At 54.9% G+C, this 22,647-nt stretch carries 19 protein-coding genes, 1 tRNA gene, 1 other RNA gene, 2 pseudogenes and 1 riboswitch; of the genes and pseudogenes, 12 read left to right on the top strand and 11 right to left on the bottom strand.

Going from position 1 to position 22,647, the window contains the following annotated elements:
* Positions 1-108 precede the first annotated feature (108 nt).
* Positions 109-1,020 carry an RluA family pseudouridine synthase gene (locus MTP39_RS09145; protein WP_249240294.1) on the bottom strand — a complete coding sequence of 304 codons (912 nt, stop codon included), beginning with the start codon at positions 1,018-1,020 and terminating at the stop codon, positions 109-111.
* 107 nt (positions 1,021-1,127) lie between these two features.
* On the opposite strand from MTP39_RS09145, the gene rnpB reads away from it, so the two are divergent.
* An RNA gene (gene rnpB / locus MTP39_RS09150) (RNase P RNA component class A) lies at positions 1,128-1,465 on the top strand.
* Between the two features lie 231 nt (positions 1,466-1,696).
* Here rnpB and MTP39_RS09155 read toward each other — a convergent pair.
* The 4 genes from MTP39_RS09155 to MTP39_RS09170 form a co-directional block, all read right to left on the bottom strand.
* The gene (locus MTP39_RS09155; RefSeq protein WP_249240295.1) at positions 1,697-3,364 is read right to left on the bottom strand and encodes an LCP family protein; all 1,668 of its coding nucleotides are present in this window, start codon (positions 3,362-3,364) and stop codon (positions 1,697-1,699) included.
* A gap of 15 nt (positions 3,365-3,379) precedes the next feature.
* Positions 3,380-3,733, bottom strand: coding sequence for a NusG domain II-containing protein (locus MTP39_RS09160; protein ID WP_249240296.1), 354 nt, complete (start codon positions 3,731-3,733; stop codon positions 3,380-3,382).
* Between the two features lie 3 nt (positions 3,734-3,736).
* A complete protein-coding gene (locus MTP39_RS09165) occupies positions 3,737-5,662 on the bottom strand; it encodes an NAD(+) synthase (RefSeq protein WP_249240297.1) in 1,926 nt (641 codons plus the stop codon).
* A 728-nt stretch (positions 5,663-6,390) separates the two neighbouring features.
* On the bottom strand, positions 6,391-6,828 hold the full coding sequence (locus MTP39_RS09170; protein ID WP_249240298.1) for a hypothetical protein: 438 nt from the start codon (positions 6,826-6,828) through the stop codon (positions 6,391-6,393).
* A gap of 257 nt (positions 6,829-7,085) precedes the next feature.
* Between MTP39_RS09170 and MTP39_RS09175 the strand changes: the two genes are divergently transcribed.
* The 3 genes from MTP39_RS09175 (at position 7,086) to sigG (ending at position 10,144) form a co-directional block, all read left to right on the top strand.
* A complete protein-coding gene (locus MTP39_RS09175; RefSeq protein ID WP_249240299.1) occupies positions 7,086-7,922 on the top strand; it encodes a sigma-E processing peptidase SpoIIGA in 837 nt (278 codons plus the stop codon).
* Between the two features lie 219 nt (positions 7,923-8,141).
* Positions 8,142-8,846 (top strand): sigma-70 family RNA polymerase sigma factor, encoded by a 705-nt coding sequence (locus MTP39_RS09180; RefSeq protein ID WP_249240300.1) that lies wholly within the window; start codon positions 8,142-8,144, stop codon positions 8,844-8,846.
* A gap of 530 nt (positions 8,847-9,376) precedes the next feature.
* Complete coding sequence (gene sigG, locus MTP39_RS09185; protein ID WP_005923200.1) at positions 9,377-10,144, top strand: RNA polymerase sporulation sigma factor SigG; 768 nt, start codon at positions 9,377-9,379, stop codon at positions 10,142-10,144.
* A 176-nt stretch (positions 10,145-10,320) separates the two neighbouring features.
* Here sigG and MTP39_RS09190 read toward each other — a convergent pair whose 3' ends face one another.
* Positions 10,321-10,569 (bottom strand): sporulation transcriptional regulator SpoIIID, encoded by a 249-nt coding sequence (locus MTP39_RS09190; RefSeq protein WP_249240301.1) that lies wholly within the window; start codon positions 10,567-10,569, stop codon positions 10,321-10,323.
* Positions 10,570-10,679: 110 nt separating this feature from the next.
* A riboswitch (TPP riboswitch) is annotated at positions 10,680-10,780 on the top strand.
* An 85-nt stretch (positions 10,781-10,865) separates the two neighbouring features.
* Between MTP39_RS09190 and thiT the strand changes: the two genes are divergently transcribed.
* From thiT to MTP39_RS09205, 3 genes are all read left to right on the top strand, one after another.
* Complete coding sequence (gene thiT / locus MTP39_RS09195; protein ID WP_249240302.1) at positions 10,866-11,432, top strand: energy-coupled thiamine transporter ThiT; 567 nt, start codon at positions 10,866-10,868, stop codon at positions 11,430-11,432.
* Between the two features lie 160 nt (positions 11,433-11,592).
* A tRNA-Ala gene (locus MTP39_RS09200) sits at positions 11,593-11,668 on the top strand.
* Between the two features lie 239 nt (positions 11,669-11,907).
* On the top strand, positions 11,908-12,069 hold the full coding sequence (locus MTP39_RS09205; RefSeq protein WP_249240303.1) for a hypothetical protein: 162 nt from the start codon (positions 11,908-11,910) through the stop codon (positions 12,067-12,069).
* Positions 12,070-12,283: 214 nt separating this feature from the next.
* On the opposite strand, the gene MTP39_RS09210 is transcribed toward MTP39_RS09205, so the two are convergent.
* Both MTP39_RS09210 and MTP39_RS09215 read right to left on the bottom strand, forming a co-directional pair.
* The gene (locus MTP39_RS09210; protein WP_249240304.1) at positions 12,284-15,367 is read right to left on the bottom strand and encodes a glycoside hydrolase family 2 TIM barrel-domain containing protein; all 3,084 of its coding nucleotides are present in this window, start codon (positions 15,365-15,367) and stop codon (positions 12,284-12,286) included.
* 114 nt (positions 15,368-15,481) lie between these two features.
* The gene (locus MTP39_RS09215) at positions 15,482-16,852 is read right to left on the bottom strand and encodes an MFS transporter (protein ID WP_249240305.1); all 1,371 of its coding nucleotides are present in this window, start codon (positions 16,850-16,852) and stop codon (positions 15,482-15,484) included.
* Between the two features lie 249 nt (positions 16,853-17,101).
* Between MTP39_RS09215 and MTP39_RS09220 the strand changes: the two genes are divergently transcribed.
* The 3 genes from MTP39_RS09220 (at position 17,102) to MTP39_RS09230 (ending at position 18,860) form a co-directional block, all read left to right on the top strand.
* Positions 17,102-17,965 carry a helix-turn-helix domain-containing protein gene (locus MTP39_RS09220; RefSeq protein WP_249240306.1) on the top strand — a complete coding sequence of 288 codons (864 nt, stop codon included), beginning with the start codon at positions 17,102-17,104 and terminating at the stop codon, positions 17,963-17,965.
* A 51-nt stretch (positions 17,966-18,016) separates the two neighbouring features.
* Positions 18,017-18,181, top strand: coding sequence for a maltose acetyltransferase domain-containing protein (locus tag MTP39_RS14030; RefSeq protein ID WP_256468838.1), 165 nt, complete (start codon positions 18,017-18,019; stop codon positions 18,179-18,181).
* A gap of 370 nt (positions 18,182-18,551) precedes the next feature.
* Complete coding sequence (locus MTP39_RS09230; RefSeq protein WP_117948246.1) at positions 18,552-18,860, top strand: hypothetical protein; 309 nt, start codon at positions 18,552-18,554, stop codon at positions 18,858-18,860.
* A 44-nt stretch (positions 18,861-18,904) separates the two neighbouring features.
* Here MTP39_RS09230 and MTP39_RS09235 read toward each other — a convergent pair.
* A pseudogene (locus MTP39_RS09235) lies at positions 18,905-19,012 on the bottom strand (DUF6061 family protein); the annotation flags it as partial.
* A 46-nt stretch (positions 19,013-19,058) separates the two neighbouring features.
* On the opposite strand from MTP39_RS09235, the gene MTP39_RS09240 reads away from it, so the two are divergent.
* The gene (locus tag MTP39_RS09240; RefSeq protein WP_055192190.1) at positions 19,059-19,307 is read left to right on the top strand and encodes a hypothetical protein; all 249 of its coding nucleotides are present in this window, start codon (positions 19,059-19,061) and stop codon (positions 19,305-19,307) included.
* Between the two features lie 139 nt (positions 19,308-19,446).
* Here MTP39_RS09240 and MTP39_RS09245 read toward each other — a convergent pair whose 3' ends face one another.
* Both MTP39_RS09245 and MTP39_RS14105 read right to left on the bottom strand, forming a co-directional pair.
* A complete protein-coding gene (locus MTP39_RS09245; protein ID WP_249240307.1) occupies positions 19,447-20,355 on the bottom strand; it encodes a DUF4300 family protein in 909 nt (302 codons plus the stop codon).
* A gap of 169 nt (positions 20,356-20,524) precedes the next feature.
* Positions 20,525-20,596: pseudogene (locus MTP39_RS14105) on the bottom strand (replication initiator protein A); the annotation flags it as partial.
* Between the two features lie 850 nt (positions 20,597-21,446).
* Here MTP39_RS14105 and MTP39_RS09250 point away from each other — a divergent pair.
* Positions 21,447-22,622, top strand: a complete 1,176-nt coding sequence (locus MTP39_RS09250; RefSeq protein ID WP_249240308.1) for an extracellular solute-binding protein — start codon at positions 21,447-21,449, stop codon at positions 22,620-22,622.
* Positions 22,623-22,647: the final 25 nt, after the last annotated feature.

Consider the following 22,647-nt stretch of genomic DNA (forward strand, 5'->3'; position numbering starts at 1 on the left):
CAAAAGGCCAACAGGGCCTGTACACAATACGCTCTCTTTTTATTATACACTTTGCATGGTTTGAAACAAGCGCTTATATAAAATTTGGCTACTTTTTTCACGCAGTTTTCACGAAAAAAGCGCTTCCATATCCGGCGGCAGCGGGCTTTCCACCGTGACGGTGCGCAGCTGCAAGGGCATTTCCACCCGGATGCCGTCCGGCAGCGGGGTGTATACCGGTACGGCAAAGCTTTGCTTCGCGCAGTGCAGCGCCTGTCGGCCAATGCGCTCCCGGCTGCCGCCGTAAAGGTCGTCCCCCGCAAGCGGATGTCCGATGGACGCAAAATGCACCCGGATCTGGTGGGTGCGGCCGGTCACCGGCACACAGGCCGCAAGGCTAAGGCCGTTTTCTTCCTTTATAATAGTATACTCAGTGCGGCTGGGCTTGCCCTCGGGGGTAACACAGCGCCCGATGATGCTGTCGCCCCGGCGGCCGATGGGGGCATCGATGACCCCTTCCCCCAGCGGCAGTGTACCCTGCGCAACGGCATAGTACAGCTTTTCCACCCCGCCCGCCAATAGCGGCGTGGCGTAGGCGTTTTTCGCCGCCAGCACAAGGCCGCTGGTGTCCTTATCAATGCGGTTCACCGGACGGAACACCGGGCTGTGGCCGTGTTCTGCCGCCCACGCGGCGTAGCCGTTGGCCAGCGTGCCACCGGGGTAGTTCAGGGTGGGGTGCACCGCCAGCTGCGGTGGCTTTTCCAGCACCACGGCAAAGGCGTCCTCGTAGACCACCTTGACCGAAATTTCCGGCTGCGGGGTCACGCCGTCCCTCTCCGGCGGCAGGGTAAAGGAAAGCACCTGCCCGGGGAAGATGCGCCGGTTTGCCAGAATAGGCACGCCGTCCGCAAAAAAGCCGCCGCCCCGGAACTTGACCGCCCGGGCAAGATCCGTAGAGACGGCACACTGGCGCAGAAAGCTGCGCACCAGTACCCCATCGTGGGTAGCAGCCGTATCCGGCACGGCAAAATACAGCTGCATGGCCTGTCCCTCCCCTGCAAAATTTACAAAAACACAAATGATATTATAACAAAAATCCGTTTCACTTGCAAATCTTACTTTTTTATGGTATCATGAGGAACGGAAAACGAGTGGAACATACGGCGGCGGGGCGGCTTTGACCGCTCTGAGGAAAGTCCGGGCCTCACAGAGCACGGTAACTGCTAACGGCAGCCGAGGGTGACCTTAGGGAAAGTGCAACAGAAAACAAACCGCCGCAGCAATGCGGTAAGGATGAAACGGCGAGGTAAGAGCTCACCAGCGCATGGGTGACCATGCGGCTTTGTAAACCCTACCGGAAGCAACGCCTATATGGGACGTACAGCGCTGCTCGCGTGTCCCGAAGGCGGCACGAGCCTGTCAGCAATGGCAGGCCTAGACAGATCGTCGTTTAATACAGAACCCGGCTTACGGTCTATCTCGTTTTCCCTTTTGTGGTTTTGCGCTGTCTGCGGTTGCAGGCAGCGTTTTTTATTGCAGCAGCGTAAAAAGAGGTCACCGCACAGGATTTGTGCAGTGACCTCTTTGTTGTTAGCAAGACCATTGAAAATGCCCGCCGCGTGCGCTTTGGGCATATTCAGCGGAATGATCATTTTTAATTGCATTTCGGGAAGATCTGCGGATCTCCCCGAAATGCCTTTTCACGCAAAAGGGTTGCTCAGTTCCCGCCTGCGCCAAGGATAGCGTCCAGCACGGTGGAGGCAGCGCTGTACAGCGAGCCGGCGGCCTGTTCTACCTGCTCCTGCGTGGGCAGGCTGACGGCGGGCGTCTCGGTGCTGCCGCCCTCGGTGGGAGTGGTCTCCGGCTGGGGCGTCTCGGTAGCAGCGGGCTGCTCGGCGGGCGTTTCTGTGGGCTGCTCTGCCGGTTGTTCGGCGGGCTGCTCCGGCACGCTTTCCGCAGGTTCATCCACGATCACGCTGTCGGCAGGCGTTTCGGGCACTGAGACAGCGGCATCCGGGTCGGCGGTGGGGGTGTACACGTCCGTCTTTTCCGGGGTCTGGGTGGTGGAGCTTACCGTACCTTCGCCGCCCAGCACCGCCGCGATCATCTCTTTGGCCTTTGCCACAGAGTTTTCGTCCGGCTTCATGACGTAGAGCTTCTGCCCCTTGGCAGAGTAGCACTTGGTGCTGCTGCCGGAGGAGCCGGTAACGGTATAGCTTTCAATATTCCACTCCGCAAAATCGCTCAGCTGCATCCGCACCAGCGCGCTGATCTGGTTCTGAGAAAGGCTGGTGACGAAGCAATCGGCTGCAGAATCCATGATCTTGGAAAATCCCATCAGCAGCGCCGGGGACTTGATCTTGTTCAGCATGGCATCGATCACCTTCATCTGGTTGATGCCGCGCTGCACATCGCCGGTCTTAAAGGCGTGGCGCTCGCGGGCAAAGGCCAGCGCAGCTTTGCCGTCCAGATGGTTCCAGCCCTCGGCAAAGGTGGTGGGGTCGTAGTAGCCGGGGCTGCCCACCGAGGTGAACGCCTGATCGGAGTACACATCCACACCGCCCAGCGCATCAACGATGTTGATAAACCCTGCAAAATTGATGCGGATGTAGTGCTGCACGTCCACCCCGTACAGGTTGCCAAGGGTGTCCATGCTGGTCTGCACGCCGTAAAGCCCGGCGTGGGTCAGCTTATCCTTGCTGTTTGTTCCGGCAAGGTCCACATAGTAATCGCGCGGGGTGTTGATCAGCACCACCTGCTTGGTAACGGGGTTCACTGCGGCAATGATATTCACATCACTGCGCGCTTTTTCCGTCAGATCACCGCGGGTATCCACGCCGCTCAGGTACACCACAAAAGGCTCTTTGGTGATTTTTTTCGCCTCGGCGTTGCTCAAAAAGCCGGTGGTCATATCGCCCAGCGCCGTCAGACCCTGCTGCGCCCACACGCAGCCCAGTGCCATGGCAGCGCACAGCACCACCGAGAATACCCGGGACACGGTGCCTGCAGTTTTGTACTCCTGACAGCGCTTGACCAGCAGCCACAGCAGCCACAGCAGCGCCGCCAGCACCACCAGATACAGCACCGGCAGCATTTGGGTGCGCCAGAGCTGCACCAGCGCCAGAACGCTTAAAATTGCCTGTACGACCAGCAAGATCTTCCCTCGTTTCGGGGGCAGGTACGCCCCATTTGCCCCGCCAGCAGTGCTGCGGGGGGTGTTTTGCTGCGGGCGGCGGGGCGGCGGAGCGGATTGCTCCGGCGGCAGCTCCGAGAAAAACGCGGCGCTGTCCACCTCCACAGTGGCGTCCTGCTGCTCAGCCTTGTGCAAAAGACGGTGCAAGGAACGGCCGTCCTCCTTGCGGGAATGCTCGTTTTCGTCCAACATGAGAATACTCCTTTTTTAGCCCACCGGAACGATGGTCAGCACGGCGCGGGCAGGCAGGCAGGTGGCGGTCTGATCCTCCGCCGACAGCCAGCCAAAGCCCTCGCAGATGTGATCCGGGCAGGGCGATTCAATAAACCGCGCTCTGCCGTCCTTTACCTCTATATGCACCGTATAATAACCGGTGTCCACACTGTAAGTCTCGTCCTTTTCCAGCGGAATGTCCAGCACGGCGTTGTTGTCGCCGTAGATCAGCTGGGCAGTCAGTTTTCCGCCGGTGGCGTTGTGGCTGCGCACGGCCAGCAGCACCGCTGCGATGACCAGCACCACCACTGCAAACAGGATATTGGTCAAAAGCTTTTTGTTCTTCATGGCTTACTCCCCGGGCTTGAGCTGCTCCAGCTCTGCCAGCCAGAGGGTGGCACAGGCATCGCTGGGCATGCGCCAGTCGCCCCGGGGCGAAAGGGTCACGCTGCCCACCTTGGGGCCGTCCGGCAGGCAGCTGCGCTTGAACTGCTGGGCAAAAAAGCGCCAGTAGAAGTTGCGCAGCCACTTGTACAGCACGGCATCCGTGTACTCTGCCCTGCCCGCAAAAGCAGCCTTTGCCAGCCGATAAATTTTAGCCGGGCCAAAGCCGCAGCGCAGCACATAATACAGGTAAAAATCGTGTAGCTCGTAGGGGCCCACTAAATCCTCGGTGATCTGTGCAATTTCGCCGTCCTTGGCGGGCAGCAGCTCCGGCGAGACCGGGGTAGCCAGAATATCCAGCAGCACATCGTGCAAGGCGGCGGTGGCGGCGGCTTCGGCTTCGTACTGCACCAGATAGCGCACCAGCGTTTTGGGCACACCGGCGTTTACGCCGTACATGCTCATGTGGTCGCCGTTGTAGGTCGCCCAGCCCAGCGCCAGCTCCGAAAGGTCGCCCGTGCCCACCACAAGGCCGCCGGTGCGGTTGGCAAGGTCCATCAGCTCCAGCGTGCGCACACGCGCCTGCCCGTTTTCAAAGGTGACGTCCAGCACGGTCTCGTCCTGCCCGATGTCCGCAAAGTGGCTGCGCACGGTGTTGGCAATGCGGATTTCCTGAAAGCTCACGCCCAACTCCCCGCACAAAATCTCGGCGTTGCTGCGGGTGCGCTTGGTGGTGCCAAAGCAGGGCATGGTCACTGCCAGCACATCGGCGGCGGGGCGGTGCAGCTGCTTCATGGCGCGCACTGCCACCAGCAGGGCAAGGCAGCTGTCCAAGCCGCCGGAAATACCAATGACTGCTGTTTTTGCGTGGGCGTGTTCCAGCCGCTTGGCAAGGCCATCGGCCTGCATCTTCAAAATCAGCTCGCACCGGGCGGCGCGGCGCTGCGGGTCGCCGGGCACAAAGGGGGCGGGGTCTATGCGGCGGGTGAGCACCGTTTCTTCCGGTGCAAGGTCAAATTCCACCGTGACGTAGCCCTCGGCGCTGTGCTCAAAGCTGGTATTGCGGGCACGCTCGGCTTCCATGCGCTGGCAGTCCAGCTCGGTCTCGGCGTGGTCACCCGCAAAGGGCGCGGTCTCTGCCAGAATGCTGCCGTCCTCGGCAATCAGGTCGTGCCCGGCAAACACCATATCGGTGGTGCTTTCGCCGTGCCCTGCCGAGGCGTACAGGTAGCCGCACAGCAGCCGGGCAGACTGGTTTGCCACCAGTGCGCGGCGGTACTCCGCCTTGCCCACGGTCTCATCGCTGGCAGAAAGGTTTGCTATGACGGTTGCGCCCGCCAGCGCGTGGAAGGTGGAGGGCGGCAGCGCACTCCACAAATCCTCGCACAGCTCCACGCCCAGCACAAAGCTGGGCATCTGACGGCAGCGGAACAGCAGCGATGTGCCAAAGGGCACCTGCTGCCCGCAGACGGTCACCGTCTGCACCTCGGTGCTGCCGGGGGTGAACTGCCGCTTTTCGTAAAACTCGCCGTAGTTGGGCAGGTAGGTCTTGGGCACGATGCCCAGCAGCTGCCCCCGGCACAGCACGGCGGCGCAGTTGTACAGCTTGCCGTGCACCAAAAGCGGCAAGCCCACCAGCGTCACGGTGTCCAGCGTGCGGGTCTGCGCAAGCAGCCATTCCAGCGCATCCAGTGCGCCCTGCTGCAAAGTGCGCTGCAAAAACAAATCGCCGCAGGTGTAGCCGGTAAGGCAAAACTCCGGGAATACCGCCAGCTTTACCCCGCGCTGCGCGGCAGCTTGCAGCTGCTCCAGCACCTGCTGTGCGTTATAGGTGCAGTCTGCCACCCGCAACGCGGGCGAAAAGGCAGCTGCCTTCAAAAAACCATCTTTCATAAGAGGATTTCACATCCTGTCTGTTTCAATGTTGCCATGGTGACCCATGTTGACCATAGTATACCACAAACCGCACAAAACGGAAAGTAACAGACTGGTAAAAGAAGTGTGAACGTACCCTCTCAGTCATCGCTGCGCGATGCCAGCTCCCCCGAAAGGGGGAGCTTTTGCGGTAATGGGAAAGTTCCTCATTGCATCTAATGCTTTAGCATTGAGGCAGACGGCGTGCGCCCTCTCAGTCACCTACGGTGACAGCTCTCCCAAAGGGAGAGCCAAGAGCACTGCCGGAAAGTTTCTCATTGCTCCTAAAACTTTAGCAACGAGCCAAACGGCTTGGCTCCCCCCTTGGGGGAGCTGGCGCGGGAGCGCCTGAGAGGGCGTTTTTTGGCGCAGCCGGACACTTTGCGGTTTTGCCGGAAGCTTTGTCGTAACCGCAAAAGCTCCCCCTTCGGGGGAGCTGGACGCGACCAACGGGAGCGGACTGAGAGGGTTCAGCCTTCCCCAAGGAGACGGCTTTTTGCGGCAGCGGGAAACTTTGCGGCACCTCCATAAGGCGCCCCCTTGGGGGAGCTGGCGCGTTAGCGCCTGAGGGGGTATGCAGCAGCGAGACGGAAGGGGTAAAAAAACACCCCCGCAGGCTTACGCCCACGGGGGTGTTATTATGCTGTTATGTTCCCTGCACCCCTAAGGGCACAGTCACGCAAGCATGGTCTAGTCAGTTAAACTGATTAGAACTCGAACTTGGTGGAATCGCCGTAAGTGTCGTTGACGACGTTCTTAGCGGTGCCGAAGCCCAGGTTGTAGATAGCAGCCAGGTTGCCAACGATGTTCAGGCCAACGTTCAGAGCGCCCTTCATGCCGGTCAGGATCTTGTCCTTGGTCTCAGCGTCATTGCCAGCGTAGTTGTTGTCCCAGATACCGCCGATCTCGCCGCCGAAAGCCTTCAGGCTCTGGCCGGGGACGTAAGTGCCGCTGAAGATAGTGCCAACGGTGTTGCCCAGGAAAGTAGCAACGTAGTGGTTACCAATGATGGTCACCAGGTTCTTGCTGAAGTTGCTCCACTCCTTCTTGCCCATGACAGGAGCCAGGTAGTCAGCAACGCTACCACCCATAACGTAGGTCATCTCGTTCTCAGACACAGCAGAGAAATTTGCAGGCATCATCATAATGAATTACTCCCTTCAAAAATAGAAAAATATTTTTGAACCGGTGTTTCCGGCTCAATCCTTACTAGGATGGCAATAATATACCACACTTTCCAGAAATGTTCAAGTACTTTTTTGAAAAAAGTGTAAAAACTGTGAAACATCGTCCCCACTTTTGTAGCAAAACTGCACTGTTCATGCGGGTTTTTCTGGTGTGACAAGTTTTTTCGCAAATTTGTGAAAAATAGACTACCAGAACCATAAGGCGGTGCTTTGCAATGAAAACAGTTGTTTTTGTGGACGAATTACTGCTGGTAAACTTTGCTGCGGCCGCTGCGCTGCTGCTGGGCGCAGGGCTGTTGTGCGGGCGCAGCTGCACCGGGCTGCGGCTGTGCGTGGGCAGTGCGGCGGCTGCGGCAAGCACCCTTGCCCTGCTGGCTCCGCCGTGGCCCGCCCCGCTGGCGGTACTATATAAAATAGCCAGCTGCTGCGGGGTGGTGGCGGTGTGCTACGGCGTGCCCGGGACGCGCAGCTTTGCCCGGCTGTGCGGGTGGTATGCGGCGCTCAACGGCCTGTTGTGCGGCGCGGTGGTGCTGCCCGGGGTACAGGCCAACAACCTGAATGTACTGTTGCCGGTGCGCCCGGGGCGGCTTTTGCTCTGCTGCGCCGGGGTGTATGCGCTGCTGCGCGGGCTGCTGGCAGTGTTTGGCCGCCCGCAGCGGGGCTGCTTTGCCGCCGTGTTGCATATAGCGGGCGCGGCTGTGCCCGTACAGGCCTACCACGACACCGGTTTTACCCTGCAAGACCCCCTTGCCGGGCGGCAGGTGGTGCTGGTGCAGTACCCGCCGGTGCGCAGCCGGCTGCCCGCGCCGCTGCGGGCGTACTTAGACGGCTGGTTTGCCGCCGGTGCTGCCCCACCCCCGGGGCTGGGGGTGCAGTTTGTGCCCTGCGCCGCCGTTACCGGCCACTGTCTGCTGCCCGCCGTGCCCGCCGCACTGTGCCGTGGGCAGCGCCGCGTGCCCGGCCTGCTGGCGGCTTTTTGCGCCCCGGACACCCCCACCGGCCCATGGACGCTGCTGCTGGGGGATGATGTGGCGGAGGAGATGGGGGTGTAGAAATTTTCCGCCCTCTCAGGCGCTCCCGCGCCAGCTCTCCCGAAGGGAGAGCCAAGTTTTAAAGTCCGATGCTAAAGCTTTAGGAGCAATGAAAAAGTTTCCGGCAGTGCTCTTGCCTCTCCCTTTGGGAGAGGTGGCACGGCGTAAGCCGTGACGGAGAGGGCGCAGACAGGTTCCTCTTATAATACATATAATAAAAGGTGCACAGGAGGGATATCCATGTTGCAGTTTTTCCGCAAGGTCTGGCAGCGGCTATGGGGGCGTTTGCGCTACTGCGGCGCGGTGCATTATCTGGCGGGCGGGCCCAGCCTGCCCCCGCCCCTGACCCCCGAGCAGGAAAAAGCCCTGCTTGACTGCATGGCCGCCGGGGACGCCGCCGCCCGGGAAGAGCTGATCACCCACAACCTGCGGCTGGTGGTGTATCTGGCAAAAAAGTACGAGAACAGCGGTGTGCCCGCCGAGGACTTGGTAAGCATTGGTACCATCGGGCTGATCAAGGCGGTAAACACCTTCACTCCTGCCCGCAGCATCAAGCTTGCCACCTACGCCAGCCGCTGCATCGGCAACGAGATCCTGATGTATCTGCGCAAAAGTTCCAACCGCCGGCAAGAGGCCAGCATCGACGAGCCTTTGAACGTGGACGGCGACGGCAACGAGCTGCTGCTCTCGGACATCCTTGGCAGTGATGCCAACGCGGTAAGCCAGCAGCTGGAGCAGGACGCCGAGCGCGCCGTGCTGCGCAGCGCCGTGGCGGCGCTCTCGGCACGGGAGCGGCAGATCATGGAGCTGCGCTTTGGCCTTACCGACGGCGTGGAGCGCACCCAGAAGGAAGCCGCCGATGCCCTTGGCATCAGCCAGAGTTATATCTCCCGGCTGGAAAAGCGCATCATCCACACCCTGAAAGCCCGCCTTGAAAGCGAGTAGCCACACTTGACATTCCGCGTGGGAACGTGTATAATGAAAACACAAGAGGCGCTGGCCCGGCAAACGGCTAACTCCTTACCATGTTAGATCAAAAGAAAAATGACCGTTCATGATTGGTAGTCAGTGAGGCGGTCATTTTTTCTTTTTATCATCACTGTGTGATACAGTCCATGTGATCTGAAAGGTAATGTAGATTGCTCCGCCGAGCAGCGTGAGCAGCAATACGACCTGTTCAAATGTCATGACGCATCCCCCCTTCCCGCCCTTAAGCGTCCGGGGAGAATCGAGATTTCAAAGAAAAAAATTCGCTCTTACCCGGCACTCAGGTACCGGTAAGGAGCTAGCCACCTGCGTTTGTGGGCACAGCGCCTGATGGGCGGCTTGCACCGCCAGTCACAGCATACCATAAAATTACAGGTTTGTCTATAATGCGCCCCTCTTTTGCGGAGGGGCGCTCAATTTTTTCCACGCATAGCGCCCGGCACACAGAGCCATACTTCCGGTAAAGCTAAAAGACCGGGGGCGTTTGGATGTACAACAAGGTGGAGCTATGCGGTGTAAACACAGGGCAGCTGCCTGTACTGACCGAAGCGGAAAAGCGGCAGCTGCTCACCCTTGCCCACGCCGGGGACAAGGCTGCCCGGGCGCGGATGGTGGAGGGCAACCTGCGGCTGGTACTCAGCGTGGTGCAGCGGTTTGCCCAGCGGGGCGAGAATCTGGACGATCTGTTTCAGGTGGGGTGCATCGGGCTGATCAAAGCCATTGACAACTTTGACCCCGCGCAGCCGGTGCGGTTCTCCACCTACGGCGTGCCCATGATCATCGGGGAGATCCGGCGGTTCCTGCGGGATAACAACGCCCTGCGGGTAAGCCGCACCCTGCGCGACACCGCCTACCGCGCCATGCAGGCGCGGGAAACGCTGGAAAAGCAGCTGGGGCGCGAGCCCACCATGGACGAGATTGCCGCCGCAGCGGGGCTTGCCCGGCGCGAGGTGACCGCCGCGCTGGAATCGGTGGTAGAACCGCTCAGCCTTGACGAGCCGGTGTACACCGACGGCGGCGATGCGATGTATGTGATCGATCAGGTGCGCGACCCGGACAGCGAGGAAAGCTGGATCAGCGGGTTGCAGTTCCGCGATACGGTAGCCGCCCTTTCGCCCCGGGAAAAGCGCATTATGGAGCTGCGGTATCTGCGCGGCAAGACCCAGATGGAGGTGGCGCAGGAGATTGGCATCAGTCAGGCACAGGTAAGCCGGTTGGAAAAAGGTGCCTTGCAGCAGTTCCACACCGGGGGATAAAATAGCCGTTTTTTTGCGTCCCCTATGAAAAAGTGGTTCAAAAACGTCCGCAGACGTTTTTGAACCACAAATTATAATTATGTTTTCCGCTGAATATGGCCAAAGCAGCGCGGCGGCCATTCAAGAACGTCCTAGCCAAAAAAGACCGCTGCACAGCGCAGCGGTCTTTTTTGGCTTTAGCGGCAGCTGTATCTGCGCCGGGTGGCAGCCCCGCCCCGCAGATGGCGCTCGGCCTTGTTGCGGGCCAGCACGGCACGCACCTGCCCGTACAGCGCAGGGCTGATGCTGCGCAGCCGCACGGCAACGTCCTTGTGCACGGTGGACTTGCTGCACCCGAACGCAGCCGCCGCTGCCCGCACCGTGGCGTTGTGGGCGGCAATATATTCGCCCAGCTGCACGGCACGCTGTTCCGGATCGGCTTTCATATCCCGCCTCCCTGCGTTCCAGCTTTGCAATGGTATAACATACGCACCGCCGGGGCGGATTATGTCTGCGGGCTTGACTTTTTGTCCCCCGGCGCGTATACTGTGGGCGGACATAAAAACAGGGGCGCCGTAAGGCTGAGATCCGCATCGCGCGGAGTACCCTTTACCTGATCCGGGCAATGCCGGCGTAGGGAGTTTGCGGAACTGTCCGGTACGTTCAACAAACCTCCATGCGTCTGCTGCCAGCAGGCGCATTTTGTTTTTGTGTACTACTATGAGAGAGGAATCTTTTCATCATGTCCAAAACCTATTCCAAGACCCGTATTCTGGTGGAATGCGCCCTGATGATCGCCATTGGCACGGTGCTTTCCAACATCAAGTTCTTCACCATGCCCAACGGCGGCAGCATTACCCTGCTGAGCATGCTGCCCTTTGTGCTGGTGTCCTTCCGCCACGGCGCAAAGTGGGGCCTGTTCACCGGTTTCGTGAACTCCTGCCTGCAAATGATCATGGGCTTCTACCCTCCTCCCGCTTCCACCTTCCTCTACTTCCTCGGTGAGGTGCTGCTGGACTATGTGATGGCCTTTATGGCACTGGGTCTGGCCGAGCTGTTCGCCCGCCCCTTCAAGAACCGCACCGTGGGCGTAGCCGTGGGCACCTTTGCCGCCGGTTTCCTGCGCTTTATGTGCAGCTTTTTGTCCGGCGTGCTGGTGTGGGGCAACCTGAATGATGGTCTGGCCGCATGGACTTACAGCCTGACCTACAACGGCAGTTATATGCTGCCCGAGACCCTGCTCACCATGGTGGCCGCTGTGCTGCTGTGCCGCGTGGCCCCGCAGATCTTCGACCGTCAGGCACGCTAAGGCGTAGTTTTTCTAAAAAGAGCTTTCCCCCGCTTCCCGATCCCCGCCGGGCACACACCCTGCGGGGATCTTTTGCTGCAAATTTTTTCAAAAAACTGTTGACAAGCGCCCCTACGGCTGGTATAATTACACACGTCGTCAGGCACAAGGCAAGACATCTGGGGGTTTAGCTCAGCTGGGAGAGCGCTTGCATGGCATGCAAGAGGTCACCGGTTCGATCCCGGTAATCTCCACCAGAAAAAAAGCACTACACAGAAATGTGTGGTGCTTTTTTGTTGATGCCAAACGAGTGAGGGCCTAGCTCAGCTGGGAGAGCGCTTGCATGGCATGCAAGAGGTCACCGGTTCGATCCCGGTAATCTCCACCAGAACCAAAGCACTACACAGAAATGTGTGGTGCTTTTTTGTTGCTGCCAAACGAGTGAGGGCCTAGCTCAGCCGGGAGAGCGCCGTGCATGGACTGCAAGAGGGTCACCGTGATCAGAATCGGCCCGGTAATCTCCACCAGAAAAAAGCACTACACAGAAATGTGTGGTGCTTTTCTTTTTGCTGAAGCTGGTTTTTTGGGGGCTGCATTGCTTCGCCTGCACCGTTTTCAGGCTTTTGCAGGCGGTTCCTATACAACCCCCAACTTTTGACTTTACACCATTTTCAAAAAGGAATGCTCTAAACAAAAGCGGAATACAATTATTTTGGCATAGCAGCGCTACTTATATAGAGTGAAGCACTACTTATAAATAGTGGTGTCAGGAATTGAGATTTTGTGATACCAAAAAAGACACTCTCGCTTTTGATAGGAATCTCATGCAGAGATGTCCATATCTCAACGCGAAGGTGTCTTAATAACGAGGGTCAGATGCCACGGAACGTAAAGGTGAACTCCACAGGCTTAGTCACATCAGGAATATACTCCGGGTGGACATTGGCACCCCAGCTGTCATCACCGCCAACGCCCATCTGCTCGCCCATAGCACGGATGACCGTGTAATGGACCGGGGGCAGCTCGTAGGGATGCTTGGCACTCTCCATTTCATGGGGAGTGTAGGGCAGCGCAGAGAAGAACATGGGCTTTGCGGCATCCGCGGTAAACAGTAGCCCGCGACCCTTGCGGTCCACTACCTTTGCCCAGCGCACAGCGGTCTTTGCACCGCACTCCTGCGGCACAAGGTACTGTGCCATGTTGTCTGCGACCTTGTTCTGGTAAATGCCCAGCTTTGCACCATGCTGACGATCCCAGTAAGTCTCCGCAGGGCCGTTTCCGTACCATTCCACCGTGTCGTAGTCGGCGTCGATCTTGAACAGCACACCGAACTCCGGCATGGCTGCAAGTCCTTCTACCGGGTCATAGTGCAGGGTGGTCTGGATGCGGCCATCACCGAACACACGGTACTGCAGGCTGCACTCTGCTGCGGGGCTGGTCTGGAGGTTATAGAGATAGGTCACGACCACGCTGTCGGCTTCCACCTCGCAGGTGGGGTTCTGGAGGATGGTGCCGCCATGAACAGACGGAATCTCCTTGCCGATGCCCTTGGCAGTGGCGTACAGGCTTGCCAGCTTCCACTGGCCGCGAACGCCGCCCATGTTGTTGCCGCAGTCATTGTCGGTGGGAGCGCGCCAGAAGTTGGGCCGGGGGATCTCCTGAATCATCTCTTTGCCGGCATAGCGGTAGGAAGTCAGACCGTCCTTCAGATCGGAGAACAAAACATCAAAATTCTCACCACGGACACCGATGTTGTGGGTGCCGTGCGTAACGGTAAACGGCGTGACCTTCTTGCTGGGAATGGAACGGACCACAGCGATCACACCCTGTCCAAAGGCGACTTCATGACCCTTCTTTGCCCAGCTGGTGTCCTCCTTCAAACGGAAGCTGATGGTCACTGCATATTCACCGGGGAGCGCAGGAACCATAAACGGCAGCGGGAAGCTGGAACGCTCTTCGGGAGCAACATCAATATTGGTCAGTTCCTGCTGCTGATACAGCTTTCCATCACGGTGCAGCAGTGCAACGCAGTCGAAAGCACCCGTAGAGGTGAACAGGTTCTTATTCCAGACTTCAAATCCAGAATTGTCGATGGAAACGGCGATGTTCTGATAGCAGAACTTGACCTCCTGCATCTTGGGAGAAGGAGCACGGTCACCACCGTAGGCAATGCCGTTTCCGCTGAAATTATAGTCGGTAGGACGCTCGCCGAAGTCGCCGCCGTAGGCTTGGAACCACTTGCCGTAGCGGTCCTTTTTCCAGATGGACTGGTCGATGTAATCCCAGATAAAACCGCCCTGATAGCCGCAGTTCTTCTGATCGGCAAGTTCCGTGTACTTGTGCAAAGCACCGTTGGAGTTGCCCATAGCATGAGAATATTCGCACTCGATATAAGGCCGCTTATCGCCCTGTGCCAAATACTCTTTAATGTCCTTGACCGTGCTGTACATATGGCTCTCGATGTCGGTGGTCTCCGGGAAGCGGGGATCATTGACCACACCTTCGTAATGCACCAGACGGGTGTCATCAAAGCGACGGACCATCTCTGCCATCTGGAGCAAGGTCTCACCGCCAAACGATTCGTTGCCCAGAGACCAGATCAGAACAGCAGGATGATTTTTATCACGCTGGTAAGTGGAATTCATGCGGTCAAACAAGACAGCTTTCCACTCCGGCTTATCATTGGGCAAAACGCCCTCGATGCCGCGAATGCCCGCCTGATGGATGTCCCATGTGCCATGGGATTCCAGATTGTTCTCTGCGATCAGATACAGACCATACTCGTCGCACAGGTCGTACAGTGCATCCTGATTCTGGTAATGGCTGGTACGGATGGCATTGATGTTGTTCTGCTTCATGGTGATGATATCCCGAAGCAGTTCCTCATGGGTGTGTACGCCCACAGCACGACCCGTAATGGAGCTGAACTCATGACGGTTGGCACCCTTGAACACGATGCGCTTGCCGTTGAGCAGCATCCGATTGTTCTTCAATTCGAACTTGCGGAAACCGACTTTCTGCCCGGTCACCTCTACCAGATGGCCTGCATCGTCCAGCAGCTCGATTTCCAGTTCATACAGAGCCGGGTCCTCTGCACTCCACAGGTGGGGGTTCTCCACCGCATGGCTGAACAGAACAGAGCCGCCGTTCAGTGCGATTTTTTCGGAGAACACTTCCAGTTCACTGCGGCGCAGGGTCAGACGGGCTGCGCCCTTGCCCTCCACCTGCAATGCAACTTCCAGTGTGGAATGAGCGAAATCATCCCCGGCAAACAGCGTTTTGACGGATACATCTTCCAGATGCACGGTGGGGATGGCGTACAGCCACACACTGCGGAAGATGCCGGAGAAGCGGAAGAAGTCCTGGTCTTCGCACCAGCTGGAGGAAGTCCACTTGAACACCTGCACAGCAAGTTTGTTCACGCCCGGCTGGAGATAGGGCGTCAGATCGAATGCGTGTGCGGAAAAGCTGTCCTCTGTGTAACCCACATAAGACCCGTTCAGCCAAAGAGCCATGCCGCTTTCCACACCCTCGAACTCGATGTGGACGGGCTTGCCCTGCATGGATTCCGGCAGCTCGAAGTATTTTACATAGCTTGCCACCGGATTGAACCGCTGCGGGATCTCGCCCGGCTGTACTTCTTCACGGCCATCCCACGGATACTGAACATTCGCGTACTGGGGAATGTCGTAGCCCTCCATCTGGATGTGTGCCGGAACATGAATGTCATCCCAGCCGCTGCAATCGTAATCTGTCTTTTCAAAGCCGGGGATGGCACTGGTGTAGTTCTTTGCGTAGGCGAATTTCCAGATACCGTCCAGCTTCAGCGCAAGCGAAGATTCTCCTGCCAGATATTCTTCGCGGGAAGCGTAAGTACGGAAACTTGCATGAGCATTCAGCACGTTTTCCTTGAAAAAGGTGGGGTCTTTTACTTTTGCAAAATCAAATGCAGCCATAGTATTTCCTCATTTACTTTTTATAATTTTATAATATTTCTCCAGCCTCCCCGGAGGAATCGCTGGATTCCTCCGGGGAACAGCAGATGAAGGAGAAATGATAATGGCTTGTTATCAGACTGCTGCACGCAGTTTTTCATTTGCTTCTTCGACCTTCATACGAGAGAGAATGAAGGTGATGATGGCATCCAGAACGAACGGAATCACAAGATACATAATCTTCAGCATATTGATACAGGAATCCGGCTGAACGGTCAGAGCGCTGTCAAAGTGGCTTGCTGCCAGCAGCCAGCCGGTGATTGCGGTGCCAAGACCGCCGCCAAGTTTTACGCCCAGAGAAGTGCAGGAGTACATCGTGCCGTCCACACGCTTGTGCTTCGTCAGCCAAGTGTGCTCAGAGCAAGCTGCGATTACGGCGTTCATGTCGCCCTGCCAAGGGCCCTGACCCAGAGCAGCGATTGCGGTAAAGAGCAGCATCAGGGGAACATTACCGCTGCCCATATAACCTGCCACAGCGACCAGTGCACGGGCAACGGTTGCCAGAGTATAGCTCATTACATTCAGCTTATACATTCCATTCCACTTTGCAACCAAGGTCGGGGTGAACACCAGTGCGATGATCAGAGGAATGTTGATTGCCCAAGAGAATACACCGAACAGATTCTGGTTGCCAAGGATGTAGGTTGCATAGTAGGTGCCCATGCTGATCATGGCACCGTAGATCTGCTGCAAAATGTAGGTGACGCAAATCATCATATAATATTTGTTACCAGCAAGCAGCTTTGCAGCCTGAACCAGATTGTACTTTTCGTCCTGCTCGATTTCCTTTTTGTCGGTGGTATCCACCAATTCGCCTTCCGGCAGTTCCTTCACGGAGAAAACGGAGAGGGTGTTGACAAGCAGACCGATGATGGCGTAGATGATTGCAACAGTGCGCCAACCGGCAGCACCACCGCCCAATGCCGTAACAGCACCCAGCGTAATGGACTGGATGAGCAGGCTGGTGGCAAAGGCGAACATGAAACGCCAAGAACCCATCTCGACCTGTTCGGCACTGTTCTTCGTGATGAGAGCAGTCAGTGCAGAGTAAGCAATGTTGTTGGCAGTGTAGAATACAGCGTTCAGCAGAGTATATGCGATCAGGAACCATGCGTACTGTGCAAACTGTCCCAGATTGGTCGGGATGGCGAAAATTGCCACCAGCGTAATGGCACAGCCAATGTAGCCGTACAGCATCCAAGGACGGGCTTTGCCCATCTTAGAATGCGTTTTGTCAATTAAAGAACCAAAGAAAATGTCCGTCACACCGTCCAGCAGTTTGGAAACTGCAATCAAAGTGCCGACAATACCGGGGTTCAGGCCAACGGTGTTGGTCAGATAGATCATGACGAAGGAGGACAGGAATGCATACACCACGTTGCCTGCAATATCGCCTGAACCATAGCCGACTTTATTATACCACTTTAGATAACGTTTCTCAGTCATTGTGCTTTCTCCCATCTTGCTTGTTTTGTGTAGGCGCGACCAATCTGCTGCGCACTTCAGACTGGAATCCTCATTACGCAAGTTACCCAAATCTATTGCGTTTCGTCTGAAAATATTATAGAATCTAATGGAACGAAAAGATATAGACAAGATGGAACAAAATATGCACAAAATCAAAGAGTTTGTAATTTTTTGATAGAACATTTCTCAAATCACTGTAAAATCTCTGAAGATAAGGAGGACGCAGGGATGTATTTCAACTCAGGATATTTGAACAACTCCCGTTTGGATTTCAAAGACTACTCAAAGCCGCTGGTCGTAGGCAGTTGCGGCACTTATCGCTTGAAAAAACGCTCTAAGCTACCTACTTTTTGGGCAAAGGGTCGCAGAGACTATCAAATCCTCTATGTGGCATCTGGTAAAGCACACTTCTGGTTCGATGGTGTTGAGGAAGTGGTGACTTCTGGACACATGGTGCTTTATCAGCCGAAAGAAATCCAGAAGTATGTCTATTATGTAGAAGATCATCCAGAGGTGTTCTGGATTCACTTTACAGGATACGATATCAAAAACATCCTGAACTATCACGGAATACCATTGGACAAGCACGTTTTTTACAGCGGCACACTGCCGGATTACAAAATGCTGTTCCGAAAGATCATCCGGGAACTGCAACAATGTGAATATGGCTATGAAGACTATATTGCTTCTCTCTTCAACATCATTCTGCTTTTAGTAAGCAGGCAACAACAGGAAAGCGAGAAAACAACTACAAGTATCCCCGAAGAAATCGAAGCCGCCGTTGCCTACTTTAACGAGAATTATAATACAAAGGTCAGTGTGGACGATTACGCAGAATCGCTGCATATCAGTACGAACTGGTTTATCCGTAATTTTAAGCAGTACATGAAAATAAGCCCTGCACAATACATCCTGTCCCTTCGGATGGTAAATGCACAAAGCTTGTTGGAGAACACCGAATACAATATTGGAGAAATTGCAGAGATCGTAGGGTATGATAACCCACTTTATTTTAGCCGGGTATTCAAGAAAGAGTATGGTGTCAGTCCGGCACAGTACCGAAAGAATCTGGAAGAATCTACTGAAAAATGAGAAAGATTCCTTATAAATAAGGAGAGTAGAACCACGCCGATAAAAAATGCGATCCACAGCCAACAAGTCTACGACCCAACGGACGAATCCATCATGGCAGAGCAGGAACTTTGCATGGAGCGGCCGTATGCTTATAATCATACCCGCCCTTCCGAACACGCAAAACGGGCGCAGCCTTTGAAAGAAATGCTTGCAGAGTGCGGCGCAGGCTGCTGAATCGAGCCGCCGTTTCACGCCAATTGGGGCGGAAAGCACAAACACTTGGGCGATTTTTTGTTAAGATAGATAAAAACAGAAAATCTTGCAACAAACCAGTGATTTGCTGCGTTATCTGGATAAAGGGGTTTATAGAGAGGAGCCGAAGATAGTGAAAAAACTGGTAGTAGACCTTGGTAGTATGCTAGTTGTGCAGTATTTGATATTTTTCTTTGTTGAAATAAGATTAGGGGAACAAGCGACCTTTACAAAGTTTATAACTAACAATTATATCCTTACTTTTTGGATAATTTATCTTGCAAGTCGGATTGTGAATTGCAAAATTAAAAAGCCCCGCAATGAGAAATAAATCTAAAAAGGAGCGTTTCGGATGAGAGTCGGAAAAATTGTGTTAATGTTTGCGGTAATAGCGGTGCTACTAATTATAATATTGGGCAGGCCAATAACGACTGATGCTCCACAAATTATGGGCAGTAAAGAAATTGAAGATGCACTTAATGCAGCATCCGAATTAGATGAGCAAAATGTTGTTCGTGTTGATATTCCAGACGGAAATGGCGGGTATAAAACGTTACAAGGAGAGGAAGCTAGAGAACATTATAGCAAAGCAGTAGAGCAAACACAAAAAGAGCTTTTAGATGATTTATACAAAGAAAACTCAAAGGAATCGATTAAATGAATGATAGAGGACTGTTGTTTTGCCTTGGATATTTTAATTAAAGGTCAATTTTCTACTCTGCCATGGTTGAAGCCGAGCGAGAGATGATGCTCAATCTCACTACCCAGCACAAGCTGGGCATACTCCAAAGGCTTATCACATAATAGCCAGTTCCCAGCTCCAAAACTACTTTTAGAGGGTATACAAGGAGGTCTCTTTATGTTAGAACATTTTTTCAAATCGCTAGTCGCAACAGTTTCTGACCCTTACCAATGCAATCGCATTACAGATGCGTTGGCGGCAGCTGGAATTAAATTCTATTGTAAATCCAAAGATGTCAATCGGCATAACACATTTGATCAAGCGAGAATTGGAACTCTCGGCATAAAACCGAGGTATGTCACAGAGGTGTTTGTGGACAAAGAAAATGCTGATATGGCTCTGCACATTATACATACCCTGTCATAAGCCCGGAGTTCCCCTGCGAACCAAACATTCCGATATAAAAAGGACGCTGCCGCCTCTGGGTAAGAGGTGGCAGCGTCCTTTTGGTATTAGAGGGCGAATAATCTGTCAGACCGAACGGTTCCCAATGAATGCGATGCTTTTAGCTTGCATTTTCCCGTTCTTCAAGAATGCGCCAGCCGTCCATCAGGTCTGAATTTTCCATAATAAAGGTGTGGGCAGTATCCTGTCCCCACGAGTTGTCGTATTTCAGCATCAGATAATCGCTCAACTCGGTTCGATTTTTGAACTTCAACAAGCGATACGGCTCTTGAAAAGCGACCTTTTCGACGAAATATACTGCATCCGATGTGGGAAGCATAACGCCGACATGACCGATCATAAGAGAATTGTCCGTTTCAGAGAACTGATCGTGCAGAACCACGGAGACGAGACGGATCTTATCATCGTCTACGAAGGAGAGACCGCGTTTCTTCCATTCCTGCTGAATCGTTTTCAAATGGGTAGGAATATCGGTCGTATTGGTGGTTTTAACCGGGGCGAACAGCGCATCAAACTTTTGCCGTTCGTCGCCGCAAAGGGATTCCGGGTCAGAATCCAGTGTTTCATAGTCCATAAACAGGGTGTCCTCGGCTGAGTCAAGGTCTGTCTTGCCCGTGACGGTGATAAAATCACCGAACAGCCCACAGGCAGTGATCCGACAGTTCCAGCCGGGGAAGGTATCGTATTTTTCTGTCCATGCGTCCTGCATGGAGTAAGGATCGTATTTCAGATCCAAAGGCTTGGCATTTTCAAACCCTGTGGTGAGCCATGCCGGGTCCACAGCATTGTTGAACTTTTGCACATGATCAAAGAAGGTCTGTATCCGCAGGTCAGATACGCCAGCATCCTGCAAAAGTTTGGAAAGAAGAGCCTGTGTATCCGAATCTGCCAAATTAGAGTATTCGATTTGCTGAAGGACAGGCTGAGAAGTTTTTTGAGTGCAGCCCACCGCCAGAAATGCACTGCAAAAAAGTGCAGCGGTGCAGACAAGAAAAGTTCGACGTTTCAAAAATGGTCACCTCGTTGTGTTTTTCGGAAAGTTTCTTTGAGTGCCGAAGTCTCAACCATAAGCGAAGAGAGCAATGGTGGAGGTCTCGTAACGAATGGTATCACAGATAAACAAAGAAAATCAATGACTTCTGTCGTATTTGACCATATATAATGTTGCAGTGTCCATAAAAAAGAGCCTTTGGAATGCGGAAGAACGAAAAGAGTTCTCCGGCCTGTCCGTAAAAGTAGTCAAGGGTCATACGGTTGTGTCAAGGGCTGAAAGCAACAATGAGATAAAAGCATTGTATAAACCTCCGGTGAAAAAATTTATTGAGGAATGAAAAAAGCGCAACTTCGATTTTTGGGGTCGAAATTGCGCTATGTAATTTGAAACAGAAGAATATTGACTCGCTTTAGCGGCATGAATGACATGAAACATCTTGACAGCAGATAAATCCGACTGTAAAATACAGCCAAATGAATTCTGTGCCTAAATTGTTCTCATGCTGCTATGCTGATTGTTGGACAGAAAATCATTTTTCAACCAGATTTAGCGCATTAACGCTAAATCATACCCATTCACACCCGCTTTTCCGGGGGCGCGTTTCAAGGTGGTTCGGGAGAGCGCTTGCATAGCATGCAAGAGGTCACCGTGATCGGAATCGGCCCGGTAATCTCCACCAAAAAGAGAAAGCACTGCACAGAAATGTGTGGTGCTTTTTTGTTTTGCCTGCCGTTTACCCTAACGACCCCTTTCGTGAAAAATGCGTTTGGAGCACTCCGCAGAGTGCGACAAACGCAAAATATAAATAATCTTTCCTCTGATCATGGTCAGAGCAGAGCGGAGACCATTTCAAATCGTTTTGCCCCAAAAGAGATTTACCCTTGTGGTCAGGGGCATCTTATGCTATGCTTAAATAAGATACGGATCTTGGCACACTGAGGAAGGAAAGGCAGCGCATCATGAAGCGACGGACGTTTTTGACCCTTGCGGCGGCAGTACCCGGCCTGTGGCTGACAGGCTGCGGCGGCAGTAAGACCCTGCTCTCGCCCAAGGACCCCACCATGCTCAGCATCTGACACGTCTACGGCGAGCAGACCGATTCGCCCATGAACCGTCTGCTGACCGAGTTCAACGATACGGTGGGCAAGGAAAAGGGCGTTCTGCTCAACGTGACCAACATGACCAACAGCGCCGTGATCGGCAGCCAGCTGCAGGAGGCGCAGTCCGGCAAACCCGGCGCGCTGGATCTGCCGGATCTGTTCTCGGCGCACCCCGCCGACGCCGAGGCGCTGGGCGTGGAAAAACTGGTGGATTGGAACGACTGGTCTTCTGCCGAGGAGATGGCGGCTTATGTGCCCGGTTTTGTACAGGACGGGGTGATTGCAGGAAAGCAGATCGTGTTCCCGGTGTCCAAATCCACCCAGCTGCTCTTTTTAAACGGCTCTCAGTACGCCCGCTTTGCGGCAGATACCGGGGCGCAGCTGGAGAAGCTGGATACATGGGACGGCTTTTTTGAGATAGCTGCCGCCTACCGACAGTGGTCGCAGGGCAAGCCCTTCTGTGCGCTGGACTACCCCTTGCGTCTGGCAGAACTGAACGCGCTGGAACAGGGTGCAGGCACTCTTTATAAAGACAACTGGTACGATCTTGACAACGAAGCTTTCCACGCCTCATGGCTGGAATTTGCCCGGGGTCTGGTGCGGGGAGACATCATCGTTTCAGACCTGTACTCCAACACGCAGGTGATGACCGGCGAGACACTGGCCGGTCTTGGCAGCTCTGCTGCCATCCTCTATTATAATGATGTAGTCACCTACCCAGACAACACCACCGAGCCCACCGACCTGCTGCTGGCAGCGCTGCCCCATGCCGCCAACGCCAACACTCTGCTGATGCCGCAGGCCGGTGTAGGCCTGTGCGCTTTCAAGACCACTGAACGCAAGGCCGAAGCCGCCGCAGTGTTTTTGCGGTGGCTCACCGAGCAGCAGCGCAACTTGGACTTTGCTGCCGCCACCGGCTATATGCCGGTAGTCAACGCCGCCTTTGACGCCATTGCGGACTACCCCTTCCCCCAGCAGAGCTACCAGCGGCTGTACGATGTCTACAACCAGATGCGTGCCGAGGACACGCCTCTGTCTGAGCCCGCCATGGTGGGCTACCATGCCCGCGCCAAGGTGCTTTACGACCAGCTGCGCCAGCGCCAGAAGCAGTACCCCCAGCGGCTTGCGGACGGGGAGGCGCTGGCCGAGGAGACATGGCAACTGCTGTGCGCGGACATCTGACCCGCACACCCGCCGGAAAGGAGGA

This window comes from Faecalibacterium sp. I3-3-33 (assembly GCF_023347295.1).
Taxonomy (GTDB): domain Bacteria; phylum Bacillota; class Clostridia; order Oscillospirales; family Ruminococcaceae; genus Faecalibacterium.

Bases quoted from the DNA above. Each gene is read 5' to 3' on its own strand.
- MTP39_RS09145 (WP_249240294.1), bottom strand. From the start codon at position 1,020: ATGCAGCTGTATTTTGCCGTGCCGGATACGGCTGCTACCCACGATGGG.
- MTP39_RS09155 (WP_249240295.1), bottom strand. From the start codon at position 3,364: ATGTTGGACGAAAACGAGCATTCCCGCAAGGAGGACGGCCGTTCCTTG.
- MTP39_RS09160 (WP_249240296.1), bottom strand. From the start codon at position 3,733: ATGAAGAACAAAAAGCTTTTGACCAATATCCTGTTTGCAGTGGTGGTG.
- MTP39_RS09165 (WP_249240297.1), bottom strand. From the start codon at position 5,662: ATGAAAGATGGTTTTTTGAAGGCAGCTGCCTTTTCGCCCGCGTTGCGG.
- MTP39_RS09170 (WP_249240298.1), bottom strand. From the start codon at position 6,828: ATGATGATGCCTGCAAATTTCTCTGCTGTGTCTGAGAACGAGATGACC.
- MTP39_RS09175 (WP_249240299.1), top strand. From the start codon at position 7,086: ATGAAAACAGTTGTTTTTGTGGACGAATTACTGCTGGTAAACTTTGCT.
- MTP39_RS09180 (WP_249240300.1), top strand. From the start codon at position 8,142: ATGTTGCAGTTTTTCCGCAAGGTCTGGCAGCGGCTATGGGGGCGTTTG.
- sigG (WP_005923200.1), top strand. From the start codon at position 9,377: ATGTACAACAAGGTGGAGCTATGCGGTGTAAACACAGGGCAGCTGCCT.
- MTP39_RS09190 (WP_249240301.1), bottom strand. From the start codon at position 10,569: ATGAAAGCCGATCCGGAACAGCGTGCCGTGCAGCTGGGCGAATATATT.
- thiT (WP_249240302.1), top strand. From the start codon at position 10,866: ATGTCCAAAACCTATTCCAAGACCCGTATTCTGGTGGAATGCGCCCTG.
- MTP39_RS09210 (WP_249240304.1), bottom strand. From the start codon at position 15,367: ATGGCTGCATTTGATTTTGCAAAAGTAAAAGACCCCACCTTTTTCAAG.
- MTP39_RS09215 (WP_249240305.1), bottom strand. From the start codon at position 16,852: ATGACTGAGAAACGTTATCTAAAGTGGTATAATAAAGTCGGCTATGGT.
- MTP39_RS09220 (WP_249240306.1), top strand. From the start codon at position 17,102: ATGTATTTCAACTCAGGATATTTGAACAACTCCCGTTTGGATTTCAAA.
- MTP39_RS09230 (WP_117948246.1), top strand. From the start codon at position 18,552: ATGAGAGTCGGAAAAATTGTGTTAATGTTTGCGGTAATAGCGGTGCTA.
- MTP39_RS09240 (WP_055192190.1), top strand. From the start codon at position 19,059: ATGTTAGAACATTTTTTCAAATCGCTAGTCGCAACAGTTTCTGACCCT.
- MTP39_RS09250 (WP_249240308.1), top strand. From the start codon at position 21,447: ATGAACCGTCTGCTGACCGAGTTCAACGATACGGTGGGCAAGGAAAAG.